3 protein-coding genes are annotated in these 18,905 nt (G+C 74.0%); 2 read left to right on the top strand and 1 reads right to left on the bottom strand.

From position 1 onward, the window contains the following. Nucleotides 1–30: 30 nt before the first annotated feature. A complete protein-coding gene (locus Ssi02_RS38975; RefSeq protein ID WP_239130064.1) occupies nucleotides 31–16,299 on the bottom strand; it encodes a type I polyketide synthase in 16,269 nt (5,422 codons plus the stop codon). Nucleotides 16,300–16,826: 527 nt separating this feature from the next. Here Ssi02_RS38975 and Ssi02_RS30200 point away from each other — a divergent pair. Then, a complete protein-coding gene (locus tag Ssi02_RS30200) occupies nucleotides 16,827–18,218 on the top strand; it encodes a sensor histidine kinase (RefSeq protein WP_204030982.1) in 1,392 nt (463 codons plus the stop codon). Between the two features lie 5 nt (nucleotides 18,219–18,223). Then, nucleotides 18,224–18,871 (top strand): response regulator, encoded by a 648-nt coding sequence (locus Ssi02_RS30195; RefSeq protein WP_204030981.1) that lies wholly within the window; start codon nucleotides 18,224–18,226, stop codon nucleotides 18,869–18,871. Nucleotides 18,872–18,905: the final 34 nt, after the last annotated feature.

Below are 18,905 nucleotides of genomic sequence, written 5' to 3'. Positions count from 1 at the left end.
AAGGTGGTACAGGGAGCTGTGTGCGTGGGCTTACGTGAGCCCGAGTTCCTTGTCGATCAGGTCGAACATCTCGTCGTCGGTCGTCGCCCCGAGGTCGTCGTGCGCGTCGCCGTTCGGGGTCTCGTCGCCGTCGAGCGGGTCGAGCTTCCACTGGAGCGTCTTGAGGCGGCTGAGGAGCCTGGCCCTGCCGTCGCGGTCCAGGGTGTGGCCGGCGACCGCCGCCTCCAGCTCTTCGAGCCGGCTGAAGACGGGGACGACGGGCTCCGCGTCGAGGTGGGTGCGGAGGTGGCGGGCCAGTTCCCGGGGTGTGGGATGGTCGAAGACGGCGGTGGCGGGAAGGCGCAGCCCTGTCTCGGCGGCGAGGCGGTTGCGCAGCTCGACGGCGGTTAGGGAGGTCATGCCGAGGTCGAGGAAACCCCGGTCCCTCTCGACAGCCGCCGCTGCCCCGAGGCCGAGTACGGCGGCCACATGGCCCGCGACCAGGTCGAGCAGCACGTTCTCCGCCTTCGCCGGGCTCAGCCCCGCGAGCTCGGCGGCGAGGTCGCGCTCCTCACGCCTCGGCGCGGGGACGGCGTTCCGTACGGCGAGGCCACGCAGAAGTGGCGGGACCTCGGTGACCGCGCGCAGGTCGAGCCGGACCGGCACGAGCAGCGGGTTGTCGATGCCGGCGGCGCGGTCGAGCAGGCGCAGCGCCTCGCCGGTCCCCATGGGCGGCATCCCCGCGCGGGCGAGGCGGTCGAGGTCGCCCTGGCCGAGGGCACCGGTCATGCCGCTGCGTTCCACCCAGTGTCCCCACGCCAGGGAAACGGCGGGCAGCCCGTTCGCCCGGCGATAGTGGGCGAGGGCATCGAGGAAGGCGTTGGCGGCGGCGTAGTTCGCCTGCCCCAGGCCACCGGCCACCCCGGCGAAGGAGGAGAAGAGCACGAACGCCGTCAGATTCATGCCGCGCGTCAACTCGTGCAGGTTCCACGCGGCACGCACCTTGGGCCGGAGAACCCGCTCCACCTGCTCACCGGTCAGCGTGGCCAGCAAGCCGTCGCCAAGCACCCCCGCGGCGTGCACCACGGCGGTCAGCGGGTGCCCGGCCGGGATGCCGCCCAGCACCCCGGCAAGCCGCTCACGATCGGCGGCGTCACAGGCGACCACCTCAGCCTCGGCCCCCATCGCGGCAAGCTCCGCCACAAGCTCCGCGACCCCGGGCGCATCCGCCCCCCGCCGCCCGGCGAGCAGGAGCCGACGCACCCCGTGGCGAGCGACAAGGTGACGCGCGACGAGCCCCCCGAGCGTGCCGGTGCCCCCGGTGATGAGCACGGTTCCAGCGGCTGCCGAGCCGAGCACTGTGTCAGGGCTCTGCCCCGCAGAGCGGGTGCCGCTCACGCCGTCACCCGCACCGGACTCAACCCCGGACACCAAACCGCCGACGGAACCAGACGCGGCGTCGAAGCCCCGCCCCACCGACGCGGCGATCACACCGGCACCGGACTCGGGGTCGGGGCTTCGCCCCGCCGACTGCGCGCCGCCACCGGGCTCGGGGTCGGGCCCGGCGCTGTGACTCTGCCCCGCAGAATGAGTGCCGGTCACGCCGTCACCGGCACCGGACACCAAACCGCCGACGGAACCAGACGCAGCGTCAAAGCCCCGCCCCACCGACGCGGCAATCACACTGGCACCGGACTCCCCATCAGGGCTCCGCCGTGCCGGCGTGCCGTTGGCGGAGGGTTGTGGAGTGGGCGTGGTGTCGTGGGTCCAGCGCCAGATGGGGCGGTTCGGCCGCTGTTCCACGCGGGTCAGGCGGGGGACCAGGGCGTGACCGCCGCGGATGGCCAGCTGAGGTTCGTCCTCGACGGACAGGGCCGCGGTGAGTGAGGCCTCGGAGGTGGTGTCGTCGTCCACGTCGACCAGCAGGAGACGGCCGGGGTGCTCGGACTGGGCGGACCGGATCAGGCCCCACACGGCGGCGTCGGCCAGGGAGCGGACCTCCTCATAGGGGCCGGCGGCGACTGCGCGGCGGGTGACGACGGCGAGGCGGGTCCGGGTGAAGCGCGGGTCGTCGAGCCAGGTCCGGGTAAGGGCGAGCACGTGCCGTACAGCGATGCCGGCGGCGGTGGCCGGGTCACCGGGGGGCGGATCGGTGAGGCGCAGGACGACGACGGCACCCGGTGTCGCCGCCTCCGGCGGAGGCTCGGGGAGGAGGGCTCCGTTCCACGTGGGCTCGGAACCTTCCGGGGACGCCGCCTCCGGCAGCGGCTCCAAGACATGGTCGTCGTGCCGCGTGAGTTCGGCGAGCGGGAACGTTGCGGCGTTCACGGCTGGGAGGTTGATTGTGTGCCATTCGACCTGGTAGAGGCTGTCGGACGGTGTTTGTGTGCCCTCTAGCCAGTAGCGCCGCCGCTGGAAAGCGTAGGTCGGCAGGTCCACGGGCAGGCCGCCTGCCACGACTTCCCGCCAGTCGACGTGGCCGCCGTGAGTGTGCACCTCGGCCAGGGAGGTGAGGAAGCGTGGCAGGCCGCCCTCGCCGCGCCGGATCGAACTGGCGGTGACCGCTTCGGCCTCGGCGTCGGCGATGGTGTCCTCGATGCCGGCGGTGAGCACGGGATGGGGGCTGACCTCGATGAACAGGTCGTGGCCCGCGTCGAGCAGCGTGCGCAGCGAGTCTTCCATGCGCACGGTGCGGCGGAGGTTCTCGTACCAGTAGCCCGCGTCGAGCCGAGTATCGCCCAGCCACTCGCCGCGGACGGTCGAGAAGAACGGGATGCGGCACGGGCGGGTCTCCAGCCCGGTCAGTTCGGCGAGCAGCGTGTCGTGCAGCAGCCGGACCTGAGCCGAGTGGGAGGCGTAGTCCACGGGGATACGTTTGGCCCGCACCCCGTCCTTGGCGCAGGTGGCGAGGAGTTCGTCCAGCGCCGGGGGTTCGCCGGCGACGACCACGGACGCGGGGCCGTTGACGGCGGCGATGGAGATGGAGTCGCCCCACCGGGCGAGCCGGGTGAGCACCGCCTCTCGGGACGCCGTCACCGACACCATGCCGCCGAGGCCGGACAGCCGCTCGGCGATGGCCTGGCTGCGCAGGGCCACGACCTTGGCTGCGTCATCCACCGACAACGCGCCGGAGACGCAGGCCGCCGCGATCTCCCCCTGGGAGTGGCCGAGCACGGCGGCCGGGCGCACGCCGTGGGCCTGCCACAGATCGGCGAGGGCGACCATCACCGCCCACAGCACGGGCTGTGCGACGTCGACCCGTTCGAGGCCGGGTGCCCCTTCCGCGCCGTGCAGTACGTCACGCGGCGACCAGTCGATGTACGGCTGGAGCGCCCGCTCACACCGGGCGAATCCGGCGGCGAACTCCGGGGAATCGGCGAGGAGCTCGGTGCCCATGCCCGCCCACTGGGAGCCCTGGCCTGGGAAGACCAGCACAGGCCTGCGGAGGCGTCCGCCGACGTAGCGGCCGAGGGTGACGCCGGGGGCGGGGGTGCCGTCGGCGAGGGCGTGCAGTCCGGCGCGCAGGTCGGTGTGGTCGCGGCCGATTACGGCGGCGCGGTGGTCGAGGGCGGCCCGCCGGGTGGCGAGGGTGTGAGCGAGGTCGAGCGGCGATGCGCCGGCGCCCGACGGCGTTTCGAGGTGGGCGAGCAGTGCCCTGGCCTGGGCCCGCAGCGCCGGCGCGGTGCGCGCGGACAGAAGCCAGGGCACCGCTCGCGGCGACGGCTCAGACGGTCCGCCGGTCTCTTCCCCAAATGCTTGATCGAGGAACTCGGATTGCCGGTCGGGGACCTCGGGTGCCTGGTCAAGGAACTCGGATCGGCGGTCGGAGATTCCGGCTGCCTGGACCTCGGATCTCCTGTCGGGGGCCTCGGGTGCTTGATCGAGGAACTCGGATTGCCGGTCGGGGACCTCAGGTGCCTGATCGAGGATCTCGGGTCGGTGGCTGGGGAGTTCGGGTGCCTGGGCCTCGGGTCGCCTGTCGGGGACCTCGGGTGCCTGTTCGAGGATGACGTGGGCGTTCGTGCCGCTCACGCCGAAGGAGGAGACGGCGGCCCGCCGGGGGCGGCCGGTGCCGGGCCACGGGGTGGCTTCGGTGAGCAGGTCGATCGAGCCGGCGGACCAGTCCACGTGGGAGGTGGGGGCGTCGATGTGGAGGCTCTTCGGGAGCGTGCCGTGCTGCATGGCCAGCACGGTCTTCATCACGCCGGCGACCCCGGCGGCGGCCTGCGTGTGCCCGAGGTTGGACTTCACCGAGCCCAGCAGCAGCGGGTGTTCCCGGTCCTGGCCGTAGGTGGCGAGCAGGGCCCCGGCTTCGATGGGGTCGCCGAGGCGGGTGCCGGTGCCGTGGGCCTCGACCGCGTCGATCTCCGGCGCGGACAGTCCGGCGTTCTCCAGGGCCTGCCGGATCACTCGCTGCTGGGAGGGTCCGTTGGGGGCGCTGAGGCCGTTGCTTGCGCCGTCCTGGTTGACGGCCGAGCCGCGGATCACGGCGAGGACGCGGTGGCCGTGGCGGAGCGCGTCGGACAGGCGTTCCACGACGATGAGCCCGGCGCCTTCGGAGAAGCCCGCGCCGTCGGCGGCGTCAGCGAAGGCTTTGCAGCGGCCGTCGCCGGCGAGGCCCCTCTGCCGGGAGAAGTCGACGATGATCATCGGGGAGGACATGACGGTCACGCCTCCGGCGAGCGCCATCGAGCATTCGCCCTGGCGTAGCGCCTGCACCGCCAGGTGCAGCGCCACCAGCGACGACGAGCAGGCCGTGTCGACGGTGACGGCAGGGCCCTCAAGGCCGAGGGTGTAGGCGACCCTGCCGGAGAGCACGCTGGCGGCGTTGCCGTTGCCGATGTAGGGGGCGAGTTCGTCCGGCACCTCCACCCCTCGGGAGACGTAGTCGGCGGACGACAGGCCGGCGAACACCCCGATACGGCTGCCGCGCAGCGAGGCCGGGTCCATGCCAGCGCGCTCCAGCGCCTCCCACGCCGTCTCCAGCAGGATCCGCTGCTGCGGGTCCATCGCCAGCGCCTCGTGCGGTGAGATGCCGAAGAAGTCGGCGTCGAACTCGGCCGCGCCGTACAGGAAGCCGCCTTCCAGGGTGCGGGAGGCATCGGGGTGCGGCGGGACGGCGTCGTAGAGGCGGTTGAGGTCCCAGCCGCGGTCGGCGGGGAAGCCCGAGACGGCGTCTACGCCGTCGGACAGCAGGGTCCACAGTTCGCCGGGGGTGGTGACGCCGCCGGGGAAGCGGCACGCCATGCCGACAATCGCGATGGGTTCGCGGTCGGCGGGGGTTGGGGCGGGTGTGTGCCGTTCCGGGGTGGCGGACTGGAAGAGGAGTCCGTCCAGGTGGGCGGCGAGCCGGGCCGGGGTGGGGTGGTCGAAAACGAGCGTGGCGGGCAGCCGCTCCCCCAGCGCGCCGGACAGCCGGTTGCGGAGCTCGACGGCGGTGAGGGAGTCGAACCCGAGGTCGCGGAAGGCCCGCTCGGGGTGGACGTGGTCACCGGCCGCGTAGCCGAGCACTGCGGCGGCACCGGCCGCCACGAGGTCAAGCAGCGCCCCGGCGCGTTCGCCGGCGGGCAGCGCGGCGAGGCGCGTGCGGGCGCCGTCCGCGTCGGCGGTCCGGTCGGCGGCCCGGCGGGACGGGGCCGTGTGAAGCAGGCCGCGCAGCAGGGGGGCAACCGGCTGGTGGGTGCGAAGCGCGCCAAGGTCAAGCCGCGTCGGCACAAGCACTGCCCGCCGGACCACGGGCGACGCGACGTACGCAGCCGTCCCGGACACAGCCACACCGGGCTCGGCCGTACCAGACGCAGCCGGACCGGAGCCGACCATGCCGGACTCGCCCCTGCCCGAGCCGACCAACCCGGAGCCCACCAGGCCCGAGCGGACCAAGCCGGAGCCGACCAGGCCCGAGCCCACCGGGCCCGAGCCCACCGGGCCGAACACCGCCGCGTCGAACAGCGCCAGCCCGTCCTCCGTGCTGAGCGGCAGCGACCCGGCCTGGCGCCGGCGCTCAAGGCCCGTCTCGTCGAGGTGGCCCGTCATGCCGCTCGTCTCGCCCCACAACCCCCACGCGAGGGACGTCGCGGGCAGGCCGCGCACCCCGCGATGGTGGGCCAGGCCGTCGAGGAAGGAGTTGGCCGCGGCGTAGTTCCCCTGTCCGGCGGAGCCGAAGGTGGCCGCCGCCGAGGAGTAGAACACCAGGTCCGCGAGGTCCAGGTCCTCGGTCAGTTCGTGCAGGTGCCAGGCGGCGTCGGCCTTCGGCCGTACGACGGCGGAGAGGCGCTCGGAGCTGAGCGAGGTGATCACGCCGTCGTCGAGCACCCCGGCCGCGTGCACCACGGCCGTCAGCGGATGCGCGGCCGGTACGGTGGCCAGCAGCTCGGCGATCGCCTCCCTGTCGGCCACGTCGCAGGCGGCGACCGTCACGTGGGCGCCGAGCGCGGCCAGGTCGGCGCGCAGTTCGTCGGCCCCGGGTGTGTCCGGTCCGCGGCGGCCGGTGAGCAGCAGGTGGCGTACGCCGTGCTCGGTCACCAGGTGGCGGGCGAGGGCGGCGCCGAGGGTGCCCGTGCCGCCGGTGATCAGGACTGTGCCCGCGGGGTCCCACGGGCGGGGCACGGTGAGGGCGACCTTGCCGATGTGGAGGGCCTGCGCGAGGTGGCGGAAGGCCGCCTTCGCGTCCCGCGCGTCCCAGGTGGTGACGGGCAGCGGGGCCAGGTCGCCCCGGTCGAACAGGTGGACGAGGTCGGTGAGCATCTGCTGGATGCGTTCGGGGGTGGCCTCGGCGAGGTCGAAGGCCCGGTAGCCGACGCCCGGATGGGCGGCGGCGACGCCGGGGGCGTCCCGCACGTCGGTCTTGCCCATCTCGATCAGTCGCCCGCCGGGGCGCAGCAGGCGCAGGGAGGCGTCGACGAAGTCCCCGGCCAGGGAGTTCAGCACGACGTCGATGCCCTCCCCGCGGAAGCGCTCCTCGAAGTCGAGGGTGCGCGAGGAGGCCAGCCTGTCCGCCGGCCAGCCATGTTCGCGCAGGGTGAGCTGTTTGGCCTCGCCGGCTGTGCCGTACACCTCGGCGCCCCACAGGCGGGCGAGCCGTGTCGCGGCCATGCCGACGCCGCCGGAGGCCGCGTGCACCAGGAGCCGCTCGCCCTGGGTGAGGTTCGCCAGGTCGCGCAGGGCGTAGTAGGCGGTGAGGAAGGCGACCGGGGTCGCCGCGGCCTGGGCGAACGTCCAGCCCTTCGGCATGTGCACGAGCAGGCGGTGGTCGGTGACGGCCAGCGGGCCGATCGCGCCTACAGCGATGCCCATCACCCTGTCGCCCGTCGCGAGCCCGGTCACACCCGGGCCGACCTCCGCGACCACGCCTGCCGCCTCGGTGCCGAGGAACTCGGCGCCGCCGGGGTACATGTCGAGCGCGTTGAGTACGTCCCGGAAGTTGAGTCCCGCCGCGCGCACGGAGAGCCGCACCTCGCCGGGGGCGAGCCGCCGCGCCGCCTCCGGGCAGGGGGCGAACTCCAGGTTGTCGACGGTGCCGCGTTCGGTGATGTGCAGCCGCCACGGCGTGTCCCCGCGCGGTGGCTCGGGGGTGGTGTCCGCGCGGGCGAGCCGCGGGGCGTAGGCGGTGCCGCGGCGCAGCGCGAGCTGCGGTTCGCCCTGCGCCACGGCACCGGGAAGCGCCTGCCAGGAGGCGCCGGAGGCGTCGACGTCGACCAGCACGACACGCCCGGGGTGCTCCGTCTGCGCGGTACGGAGAAGCCCCCACAGAGCGGCGCCGGGCAGGTCGGCGACGTCGTCGCCGGGAGTCGCGGGGACGGCCCCGCGGGTGACGACGACCAGTGTGGTGTGTTCGAGGCGGTCGTCGGTCAGCCAGGTGGTGAGGAGGGTGCTGAAGCGGTCCAGGGTCGCGTGTGTGTCCTTGACGACCCCCTGCTCGGGCTGTCCGGCCGCCACGAGCACGACGTCGGGGAGATCCGCCTTGAGGGACAGCTCGTCCCAGGTCTCGACGGTGATGTCGCTGTCCTCGGCCAGGCCGGCCGCTTGAGCCGGGGTGGCGCCCCACAGAGCCCAGCAGCCCGACCGGACGCCGGGGGGCGATGCGGGGATCGCGGTCCAGGTGACCTCGAACAGGGCTTCCTTCACGATCCGGGCCGACGGGGTGAGGTCGGCGGTGGTGACGGGGCGCACGGCCAGGGAGTCGATCGTGGCCACCAGCCCGCCGCTCCGGTCGGCCAGGGCCACGGACACAGTGCCGGGCCCCGCGGGCGACAGCCGTACCCGGAGCTCGACGGCGCCTGTGGCGTGCAGGGAGACGCCCGACCAGGCGAACGGCAGGCCGGTCCTGCCGTGTTCCGTGCCGAGGGGGCCGAGAGCCGCGGTGTGGAGGGCGCTGTCCAGCAGAGCGGGGTGGAGGCCGAAGCGGGTCGCGTCGCGCCGGGCCTCCTCGGGGAGGGCCACGTCGGCGTAGACGTGCCCGTCGAGCGCCCAGGCGGCCCGCACCCCCTGGAACAGGGGGCCGTAGTCGTAGCCGTGGTCGCGCAGGCCGGGGTAGAAGCCGTCGAGCGGCACGGGCACGGCCCCGCGTGGCGGCCAGGTGGCGAAGCAGGCGGCCTCTTCGGCGGCCTCCGGGGCGGAAGCGCCGAGCAGGCCCGAGGCGTGGTGAGTCCAGCCGGAGCCCGGCTCGTCGGGGCGGGTGTGCAGGGTCACCTCGCGCAGCCCCGACTCGTCCGGGGCGGCGACCTCGATCTGCACCTGGAGCGTGCCGCGGGCGGGCAGGAGGACCGGCGCGTGCAGCGTCAGCTCCTCCACCCTGCCGCACCCGAACTCGTCGCCGACCCGGATCACCGCCTCCACCAGGGACGCCCCGGGGACGACCACGACGCCGGAGACGGCGTGGTCGGCCAGCCACGGGTGTGTGCGCAGAGACCACCTCGCGGTTGCCACGAGGCCGTCGCCGCGTGCCTGCCGTACGGAGGCCGAAAGCAGCGGGTGGTCCAGAGCGCACAGCCCCGCGGAGGTGACGTCGGCGGCGGTGGAGACCTGCGGCCAGTAGGGGCGGTGCTCGAACGGATAGGTCGGGAGATCGGCACGGCGGGCGTGGGTGCCGGCGAAGAAACGATCCCAGTCGACGTGGGCGCCGTGGTTGCGGGCTTCGGCGAGCGACAGGAGGAACCTGCTCATCCGACCCTCCCCGCGGCGGAGTGTGCCGAGCGCGGCCGCCGTGACCCCGCGTGCCTCGACCGTCTCCCGCACGCCGGGTATCGCCACCGGGTGCGGGCTGACCTCGATGAATACCCGGTGGCCGGCGTCGAGCAGCGTGCGGGTGGCGTCTTCGAGGAGAACGGTGTGCCGCAGGTTGCGATACCAGTAGGCGGCGTCGAGCACGGCGGTGTCGATCGCGGCGCCGTCCACGGTCGAGTAGAAGGGGACGGCTGCCGGACGTGGGGTGATGGGAGCGAGGAGGGTGAGCAGTTCGTCCTCGATGAGCTGCACCTGAGGTGAATGCGAGGCGTAGTCGACCGGGATCCGCTTGGTCCGCACCCCGTCCCGCTCGCACAGGGCGATCAGTTCGTCGAGCGCCTCCTGCTCACCCGAGACCACCACCGATCCCGGCCCGTTGACCGCGGCCAGCGAGACCCGGTCCTCCCACCGCCGCAGGAGGCCCGCCGCCTCGTCCGCCGGCAGCGCGACGGACACCATGCCGCCGAGCCCGGCCAGAGCGGTCAGGGCGCGGCTGCGCAGCGCGACCACACGGGCCGCGTCGTCAAGGGACAACGCTCCCGCGACGCAGGCGGCGGCGATCTCGCCCTGCGAGTGGCCCACGACGGCGGCGGGCTCCACCCCGTGCGCCCGCCACACCTCGGCGAGCGACACCATCACGGCGAACAGCACCGGCTGCACCACGTCGATCCGCTCAGGCGGCGGCGTCCCCGGCAGGCCGCGCAGCACGTCGAGGAGCGACCAGTCGATGTACGGCGAGAGCGCGGCGGCGCACTCCTCCAGACGGGTGGCGAAGACCGGGCAGGAGTCGAGGAGCCCCAGGGCCATGCCCGCCCACTGCGACCCCTGGCCTGGGAAGACGAACACCGCTCCCCCGTCACCCTCGCGGACCGCCTCTCGCGCGGCGGGATGTGCCCGCCCCTCGGCGAGGGCGTCGAGCCCGGCGAGCAGTTCCTCCTGGTTCTCGGCCACTACCGCGGCCCTGTATTCCAGTGCCGTGCGGGCCGTGGCCAGGGTGAAGGCCACGTCGAGCGGCGGGAGGGCGGTCTCCCTGAGATGCGCGGCCAGCCGTCCCGCCTGCCGCCGCAGCGCGCCGTCGCTCTTGGCCGACAACACGTAGGGGCCCTCGAAGGCCGGGCCTCCCGCCGCCGTTTCCGCCGCTTCGGCCGACTCCAGGATCACGTGGGCGTTGGTGCCGCTGACACCGAACGACGAGACCCCGGCACGGCCGGCACGGCCGGTGACGGGCCACGGGGTGTGCTCGGTGAGGAGCCGGACCGAACCGGCCGACCAGTCGACATGGGGGGTAGGGGCGTCGATGTGCAGGCTCTTCGGCAGCGTGCCCGCGCGCATCGCGAGCACGGTCTTCATGACGCCCGCGACCCCGGCGGCGGCCTGGGTGTGCCCGAGGTTGGACTTGACCGACCCGAGCAGCAAAGGCCGATCCCGCTCCCCGCCGTACACCGCGAGCAGCGCCTGGGCCTCGATCGGGTCGCCGAGTGTGGTGCCGGTGCCGTGGGCCTCGACGGCGTCGATGTCGGCGGGTGTGAGCCCGGCGTCGGCGAGGGCCTGCCGGATGACCCGCCGCTGCGAGGGGCCGTTCGGGGCGGTGAGCCCGTTGGAGGCGCCGTCCTGGTTGACCGCGCTCCCCCGCACCACGGCCAGCACGGTGTGGCCGTGGCGGCGGGCGTCGGACAGGCGTTCCACCAGGAGCAGCCCCACCCCCTCGGCCCACCCGGTGCCGTCGGCAGCCGCCGCGAAGGGCTTGCACCGCCCGTCGGGGGCCAGCCCGCGCTGGCGGGAGAACTCCACGAACACCTGCGGCGTCGCCATCACCGTGACGCCCCCGGCCAGCGCCAGCGTGCACTCGCCCCGGCGGAGCGACTGCACGGCCAGGTGGAGCGCCACAAGCGACGACGAGCAGGCGGTGTCGACGGTCACCGCCGGTCCCTCGAACCCGAACGTGTAGGCCAGCCGGCCCGACACCACACTGGCGGCATTCCCGGTCATGACGTGTCCGGCGACCTCGTCTCCCACCCCGCCGAGGATCGTCTGGTAGTCCTGGCAGTTGGAGCCCACGAACACGCCGGTGGAGGTGCCGCGCAGGGTGTGCGGCGCGATGCCGGCCCGTTCGAGGGTCTCCCACGCGGACTCCAGCAGCAGCCGCTGCTGCGGATCCATCGCCAGCGCCTCACGCGGCGAGATGCCGAAGAAGGCCGCGTCGAACCCCGCCGCGTCGTCGACGAACCCGCCCACCCTGACGTAGCTCGTGCCGTGGCGATCGGGGTCGGGGTCGTAGAGCCGGTCGAGGTCCCAGCCCCGGTCGGCGGGGAACGGCGAGAGGGTGTCCCCGCCCCGGGCGAGAAGCTCCCACAGCGCCTCCGGAGAGTTCACCCCGCCGGGAAACCGGCACGCCATAGCCACGATCGCGACGGGCTCGTCCTGCGAAACCGCCGTGCCCGTCCCGGCCGGGTACGGCGAAGCCTCGCCAGCCGGGTCCCCGAGCAGCTCGGCGTGCAGGTGGGCGGCCACGGCGGCGGTCGTCGGGTGGTCGAACAGCAGCGTGGCGGGCAGGGCCAGGCCGGTGGCGGCGCCCAGGCGGTTGCGCAGTTCGACGGCGGTGAGCGAGTCGAAGCCGAGGTCACGGAAGGCCCGGTTGGCGCCGACCGCCGCCGTCGAGGCGTGGCCGAGCACCTTGGCGGCCTCGGCGCGCACGGCTTCCAGGAGCGTGCGTTCCCGTTCTGCGGCGGGCAGGCCGAGGAGGCGGTCCCGCAGGGAGGTCGCCGTAGGCGCCGCGTGGATGCCGCGGGCCTCGGGGATCTCGGCTATCAGCGGGCTGTGCCGTACTGCGGTCATGGCGGGAACGAGCGTGTCCCAGTCGAGGTCGGCGACGGTGACGCAGGGCTCGCCGTGTGCCACGGCCCGCTCCACGGCGGCGACGGCCAGGGCGGCGGGCATGGGCACGACCCCGTCCCGGCGGGACGTGGGGGCACCGGCCGCCATGCCCGCGCCCGCCCATGCGCCGAAGGCGATCGAGGTCGCGGGAAGCCCTTGGGCGTGGCGGTGTTCGGCGAGGGCGTCGAGGGAGGCGTTCGCCGCGGCGTAGTTGGCCTGCCCGGGGTTGCCGAGGACCCCGGAGACGGAGGAGAACAGCACGAACATCGACAGGTCCCGGTCGCGGGTCAGCTCGTGGAGGTTGGCGGCCGAGGCCGCCTTGGCACGCAGCACGGTTTCGTATCGATCGGCCGTGAGCGACGCGAGCACACCGTCGTCGAGCACTCCGGCCGCGTGCACCACGCCGGTCAAGGGGACGTCGGCGAGGAGGCGGGCGAGGGCGTCGCGGTCGGCGGTGTCGCAGGCGGCGACGGTGACTCGGGTGCCCTGGGAGGTGAGTTCGGCCGCCAGGTCGGCCGCTCCACCGCTGCGGCTCACGAGAAGAAGGTGTTCGGCTCCCGCCGCGGCCAGCCATCTGGCGACGTGGGCGCCAAGGGCTCCTGTGCCTCCCGTCACGAGCACCGTGCCGGGAGGCGCGGTCCACTCCCGGTCCGATTCCAGTGTGGTCCGGGTGAGGCGCCGGGCGAACACCTGCCCGCCCCGCACGGCCACCTGGTCCTCGTCGCCGGCCGCCAGCAGGCCGGCGACGAGGGCGGCGGTCCGGCGGTCGGGCTCTGCGGGGAGGTCTATCAGGCCGCCCCACGTCTGCGGGTGCTCCAAAGCGGCGACACGCCCAAGTCCCCACACCTGCGCTTGTACGGCACAAGCCCCCTCACCGGGTGCCACGGCGACCGCTCCCCTGGTCGCGCACCAGAGCCGGCCACCCGCCTCCACGGCCTGAAGGAGTTCGGCGGTGAGGAGCAGCCCACGAGGCACGGCGCTATAGGCCGGGTGGGGCCTGTCGTCCCACGCGAGGAACGACAGGGTGCCGCTGAGGGGCCGGCCGTCGACGGCTTGCCGTACGAGATCGGCTCCCAGGTCTTCTGGCAGGACCAGGCGTTCGATGTGCATGCCCCGCTCGGCCAGTTCGTCCAGGAGACCGGCCACCGCGGTGTCGCGGGCCGCGCGTTCGGGCAGGACCGCCAGCCAGCGGCCGGACGGGACCGCCTCTCCGGTGCCCGGCAGCGCGGCCCACGTGGTGCGGTAGGTCCATCTATCGACGGTGGAGTGGGCCCGCTGCCTGCCGCGCCACGAGGCGAGCGCGGGGAGCAGGCCGCCGAGTGACGCGCGAGCGTCGTCGTCCTCGATGCCGAGTGTCGCGGCGGCGGCCCGCGCGTCGCCCCGCTCGACCGCCTCCCACCAGCCGCCTTCCGCGACCGAGGCCGGCTCAGGCGCGGTGGTCCCGGGCGCCGGCCAGAAACGTGTGCGCTGGAACGCGTAGGTCGGCAGTTCCACCCGTGCGGCCTCGCCGTAGAACGCCGCCCAGTCCACCGCGACCCCGCGCACGGCGAGCCGCGCGACCGCCTCGACGGCGGCGAGCTCCTCCGGCCGGTCCTTGCGGAGCGCGCACACCGGCCCGGTGCCGGCCGGGAGCGACTCCGCCGCCATGGCGGACAGGACGCCGTCGGGGCCGAGTTCGAGGAACCGGGTGGCACCCCGTTCGGCCAGGCAGGCCACCGCGTCGGCGAACCGCACGGGCTCGCGCACGTGCCGCGTCCAGTAGTCCGGGGAGCACATCTGCTCGTCGCCGGCGACCGTCCCGGTCAAGGCGGACACCACGGGCACGGCCGGCGGGCGGAACGACAACCCCGCCACGACCTCGCGGAACTCCGCCAGCATCGGCTCCATCAACGGCGAGTGGAAGGCGTGCGACACCCGCAGCCGAGCCGTGTGACGGCCTTCGGCGGCGAAGGCCGCCCGGATCTCCTCCACGTCCTCCCGCACGCCGGATATCACCACGGCCAGCGGCCCGTTCACCGCGGCGATCGCCACCCTGCCGGGGGCGTGGAGGCGGGCACGCACCTCGGCCTCCCCGGCCTGGAGGGCGGCCATGGCACCCCCTTCGGGGAGTGCCTGCATCAGCCGCCCCCGCGCCGCCACCAGGGTGCACGCGTCGTCGAGGCCGAGCACTCCAGCCAGGTGGGCGGCGGTGATCTCGCCGATCGAGTGCCCGGCGAGCAGCTCCGGCCGCACCCCCCACGACTCGAACAGCCGGAACAGGCCGACACCGAGCACGAACAGCGCGGCCTGAGCGTTGACGGTCCGGTTGAGCGCCTCGGGGTCGTCGCCCCACATCACCTCACGGATGGGGTGCGGGAGATGCCGGTCCAGCGCCGCGCAGGCCGCGTCGAAGGCCGTCGCGAACACCGGAAACCGCCGGTGCAGCTCGGCTCCCATGCCGAGCCGCTGCGATCCCTGCCCGGGAAACAGGTACGCCACAGGCCCCGCGGACACCGTCTCCGGGGCGGGGAGGTCGTCCAGGGCGGCGAGGAAGCCGTCCCTGCCGGCGGCGACCACGGCGACCCGGTGATCGAGGAGGGTGCGTGTGGTCGCCAGGGAGTGGGCGACGTCGAGGGGGGAGAGCCCGGGGTGGGCCCTGACGTGGGCCGCCAGGCGGGCGGCCTGGGCACGGAGGGCGGCCTCGGACTTGGCCGACAACAACCACGGCATCTGGGCGGGCGGCATGGAGAACGCGGACGGTTCCTGGGCGGGCTCCGCGACCATGGAAGGCGTGGTTGTGGAAGGCGCGGTCGCGGAAGGCGCGGGCACCGCGGCCGGTGTGGACGACACGGAGGGCGGGGCCGTCCGGGTCTGCTCGCCGTACGCCTCGACGATCACGTGGGCGTTGGTGCCGCTGACGCCGAACGAGGAGACGGCGGCTCGCCTGGGCCATTCGTTGCTCGGCCACGGGACCTGCTCGGTGAGGAGTTCCGCCGTGCCCGCCGTCCAGTCGACGTGGGGCGTCGGCCGGTCGATGTGCAGGCTCTGGGGGGCTGTGCCGTACTGCATGGCCAGGACCATCTTGATGATCCCGGCGACGCCGGCCGCCGACTGGGTGTGGCCGAGGTTCGACTTGATCGAGCCCAGGAGGACCGGGCGGGTACGGCCCTGACCGTAGACGGCGAGGAGCGCCTGGGCCTCGATGGGGTCGCCGAGCCTGGTGCCGGTGCCGTGGGCCTCGACGACGTCGACCTCGGCGGCGGGAACGCCGGCGTCGGCGAGGGCACTGCGGATGACGCGCTGCTGGGAGGGTCCGTTGGGCGCGGTGAGGCCATTGCTGGCGCCGTCCTGGTTGATCGCGCTGCCGCGCACCACGGCGAGGACGCGGTGGCCGCGGGCGACGGCGTCCGACAGGCGTTCCACCAGCAGCAGGCCGACGCCTTCGCTCCACGCGGTGCCGTCGGCCGCGGCGGCGAACGGCTTGCACCGGCCGTCCAGCGCCAGACCGCCCTGGCGGGCGAACTCCACGAACATCTGCGGAGACGACATCACCGTCGCGCCGCCCGCGAGCGCCAGCGAACATTCGCCGCGGCGCAGCGACTGCACGGCCAGGTGCAGCGCCACCAGCGACGACGAGCAGGCCGTGTCGACCGTCACCGCCGGGCCCTCCAGCCCGAGCACATAGGAGATCCGGCCGGACGCGACACTCACCGTGTTGCCCGTCAGCACGTGCCCGGCGAGCCCGCCGCCGGCGGCGTCCGCCTCGTGCCGATGGCAGGCCGCGTCGTAACCGCCGTGTCCCGCGCCGACGAACACGCCGGTCTGAGTGCCGTGCAGCGACGCCGGGGGGATGCCCGCACGCTCCACGGCCTCCCACGCGGTCTCCAGCAGCAGCCGCTGCTGCGGATCCATCGCGAGCGCCTCACGCGGCGAGACACCGAAGAACCCGGCGTCGAACTCCCCGGCGTCGTAAAGGAACCCGCTCTCGCGCGGGAAGCCGGGCGCGCGGTGGTCGCAGGCCCACCCCCGGTCGGCGGGGAAGGCCGCGACGGCGTCCACCCCGGCCGCGACGAGGTCCCAGAGATCCTGGGGCGACCCTACTCCGCCGGGATAGCGGCACGCCATGCCGACGATCGCGATCGGCTCGCGGGTCCGCTCGCTCACCTCACGAAGCTGCTCACGTGTCTCATGAAGATCGGCGATGGCCCGCTTCAGGTAGTCGCGAAGCTTCTCCTCGTTCGACATGAGGACGCCAACCTCCGGGCTCGGGTGCTATGCCATGGATGCCGGTGGACTCCTCAGACGTCGATGTCCTGGTCCGACCTGTTTCCCCGCTCAGTGTGGTCATCCGAGACTGCGGATTCCCCTAGGAACCGGCGCCCCCTCCCCCGGCGGGTCGGCTGGCCTCATTGCACTCACTCGTGGAAGGGCCGGAGATCGCATGTGCGCTCCACCCGAGCCGACGGCGCCCGCGGCTCCTCACCCCACACCGGCGGCGCGCTCCGCAACGGCTCCGGCCCCGCCGCGCCGGCCGCGCCCAGCGGCCCCTCGGCCCGGGCGCGGAGGCCGGGCGACAAGCCAACGTCGTCCCGGGCGGCGTCGTCAGCGCCCGCTCCAGCCAAGCTGAGGCGGCCGTGCTGAGTGGCTCCTCACCTGAGGCACAGCTGCAGGACCGTGAACGGGGCGTCGTCCGGGCAGCCTGCGGGTTTCGGCGTGGCGAGTACAGTCGAGGCCATGAGAAGCGTCGGCTCGCGGGACCAGGTGTGCGAAAGGTGAGATCTGCCCTGGCCAGGCCGCCGGACGCGAAGTCCGTCGCCGTGGCTCTCGCCGTCGCCTACATCGACGTGGTCGTGCCGCTGCTGCGCGAAGGCGATCACTTCACCTGGCTGACGGCGGGCCGGCTCGTGGTCATCGTGGTGGCGGCGGCTTTGGCGCCGCGGCTGCCTCTGGCGGCCTTCACGGTGGCGCTGCCCCTTGGCCTGCCCGGCGGCGGGCAGGCCCTGCTGATGTGGACCGGCTACCAGGTCGGACGGCAGGTCGTCACACGGCCGGGCGCCGCCGTCGCCGTCGCCGCCACGCTCGCCTGTCTGGGGGTGGAGGTGCTCTTCCTCTCGCCCCTGCCGGGCATCGTGGTCTTCGAATACGTGATCTTCGCGGGGCTGCCCGTGCTGCTGGGGCGCTACGTCGCCGAACACATGGGGCTGAAGGCGGCGCGCGACGCGCAGCGGCGGCAGCTCCGGCGGGAGCGTGGCCTGCTCGTCGACCGGGAGCGGCTCCAGGAGCGGCTGCGCATCGCCAGGGACGTGCACGACTCGCTGGGGCACCAGCTGAGCCTGATCTCGATCCAGGCGGCGGCGCTGGAGGTGACGGGCCTCCCGCCGCGGCACCGCAAGGCCATCGGCGACCTCGCCGCCACCGCCCGCCAGGCGGCGGACGAACTCCACGACCTCGTCGGCGGCCTGCGCGGCCGGAGCGACCCGGAGGCACGCTCACTCGGCGACGTCGACGCGCTGGTGGCGAGGTTCCGCGCCGCCGGGACCCCGGTGACGGTGCTGCACGAGGACACACCCCGGCCCCTCACCCCCGCCGCGGCCGACGCGGCCTACCGGGTGGTCGAGGAGGGCCTGACCAACGCCGCCAAACACGCCCCCGGACTCACGGTCACGGTGTCGTTGCGAGCCGAGGGCGACACCCTCCTGGTGACGGTCGGCAACCCGCTGCCTCCCATCCCCGGCGTGTACGGCGAAGCCGGGTCATCCGACGCCCCCGACCGTGCCCACACCCGAGCCCGTGTACGGGAGGCGACCGGCTCGCCCAGGCGACCCCTCGCTCACGGAGACGACACCGGCGGACGCGAAGCGGTGCCGTCCGACGCCGGCGAATGCGAAGCCGGGTCGTCCGACGCCGGCGTGTGCGCTAGCCGTACCGGATATGGCCTGACGGGGTTGGACGAGCGGGTGCTGCTCGCGGGCGGGGCCTTGCACGTGGCGTCCTCGGGAGGGGAGTTCCGGGTGGTGGCCATGCTGCCGATCTCGGAGGACGGGGACGAGGAGCCGGGGCCCGAGATGCCCGCCGGGCGCAGGCGGTTGTGGACCGGGCTGATCGGGCTGGCCGCGATAATTCTGGTGCTGGCGACCGGTCCCGCCGACTTCTCTGGAGGCTGACGCGGATGATCCGTGTGCTGCTGGCCGACGACGAACCGCTCATCACCACCGGCATCAGGACGGTGCTGGAGTCGGCCCCCGGCATCGAGGTGGTCGCCGAGGCCGACAACGGCAGGGCCGCCGTCGACTTGGCGCTGGCCCGCCGTGTCGATGTGGCGCTGCTCGACATCGGCATGCCGGTGATGGACGGCTTGAGCGCCCTCGACGAGCTTCGGCGGCACGCCCCGGGCACCCGTGTCGTGATGTTGACCGCCTTCGGGCAGGAGGCCAACGTGGCACGGGCGCTGGAGGGCGGTGTCGCCGGCTTCGTGCTCAAGAACTGCACGCCGGACGAGCTGATCCGGGCGGTCCGGGCGGCGCACGCCGGTGAGGCCTTCCTGTCCCCGGCGGTGACCCGGGTCGTGCTGGGCATGGTCAGCCCCCCGGCCGCCAAACGCAGGCAGGAGGCCGAGCAGCGCCTGGCCAGGCTCACGCCCCGTGAGTCGGACGTGCTCGGGCTGGTGGCCGAGGGCCTGGCCAACGCGGAGATCGGCCGCAGGCTCCACATGAGCGAGACCAGCGTCAAGACCTACGTGAGCCGGATCCTCACCAAGCTCGGCTGCGCGAACCGCGTCCAGGCCGCCCTGCTCGTCCGCGACGCCCGCCTCGGCTGACCGCCGGACCGCGGCCCGGCACCCCCGTGGCGGG

It is taken from the genome of Sinosporangium siamense (assembly GCF_016863435.1).
Taxonomy (GTDB): Bacteria; Actinomycetota; Actinomycetes; order Streptosporangiales; family Streptosporangiaceae; genus Sinosporangium; species Sinosporangium siamense.
Note: the sequence above shows the minus strand (reverse complement) of the source record. Positions and strands in the feature narration are given on the sequence as shown.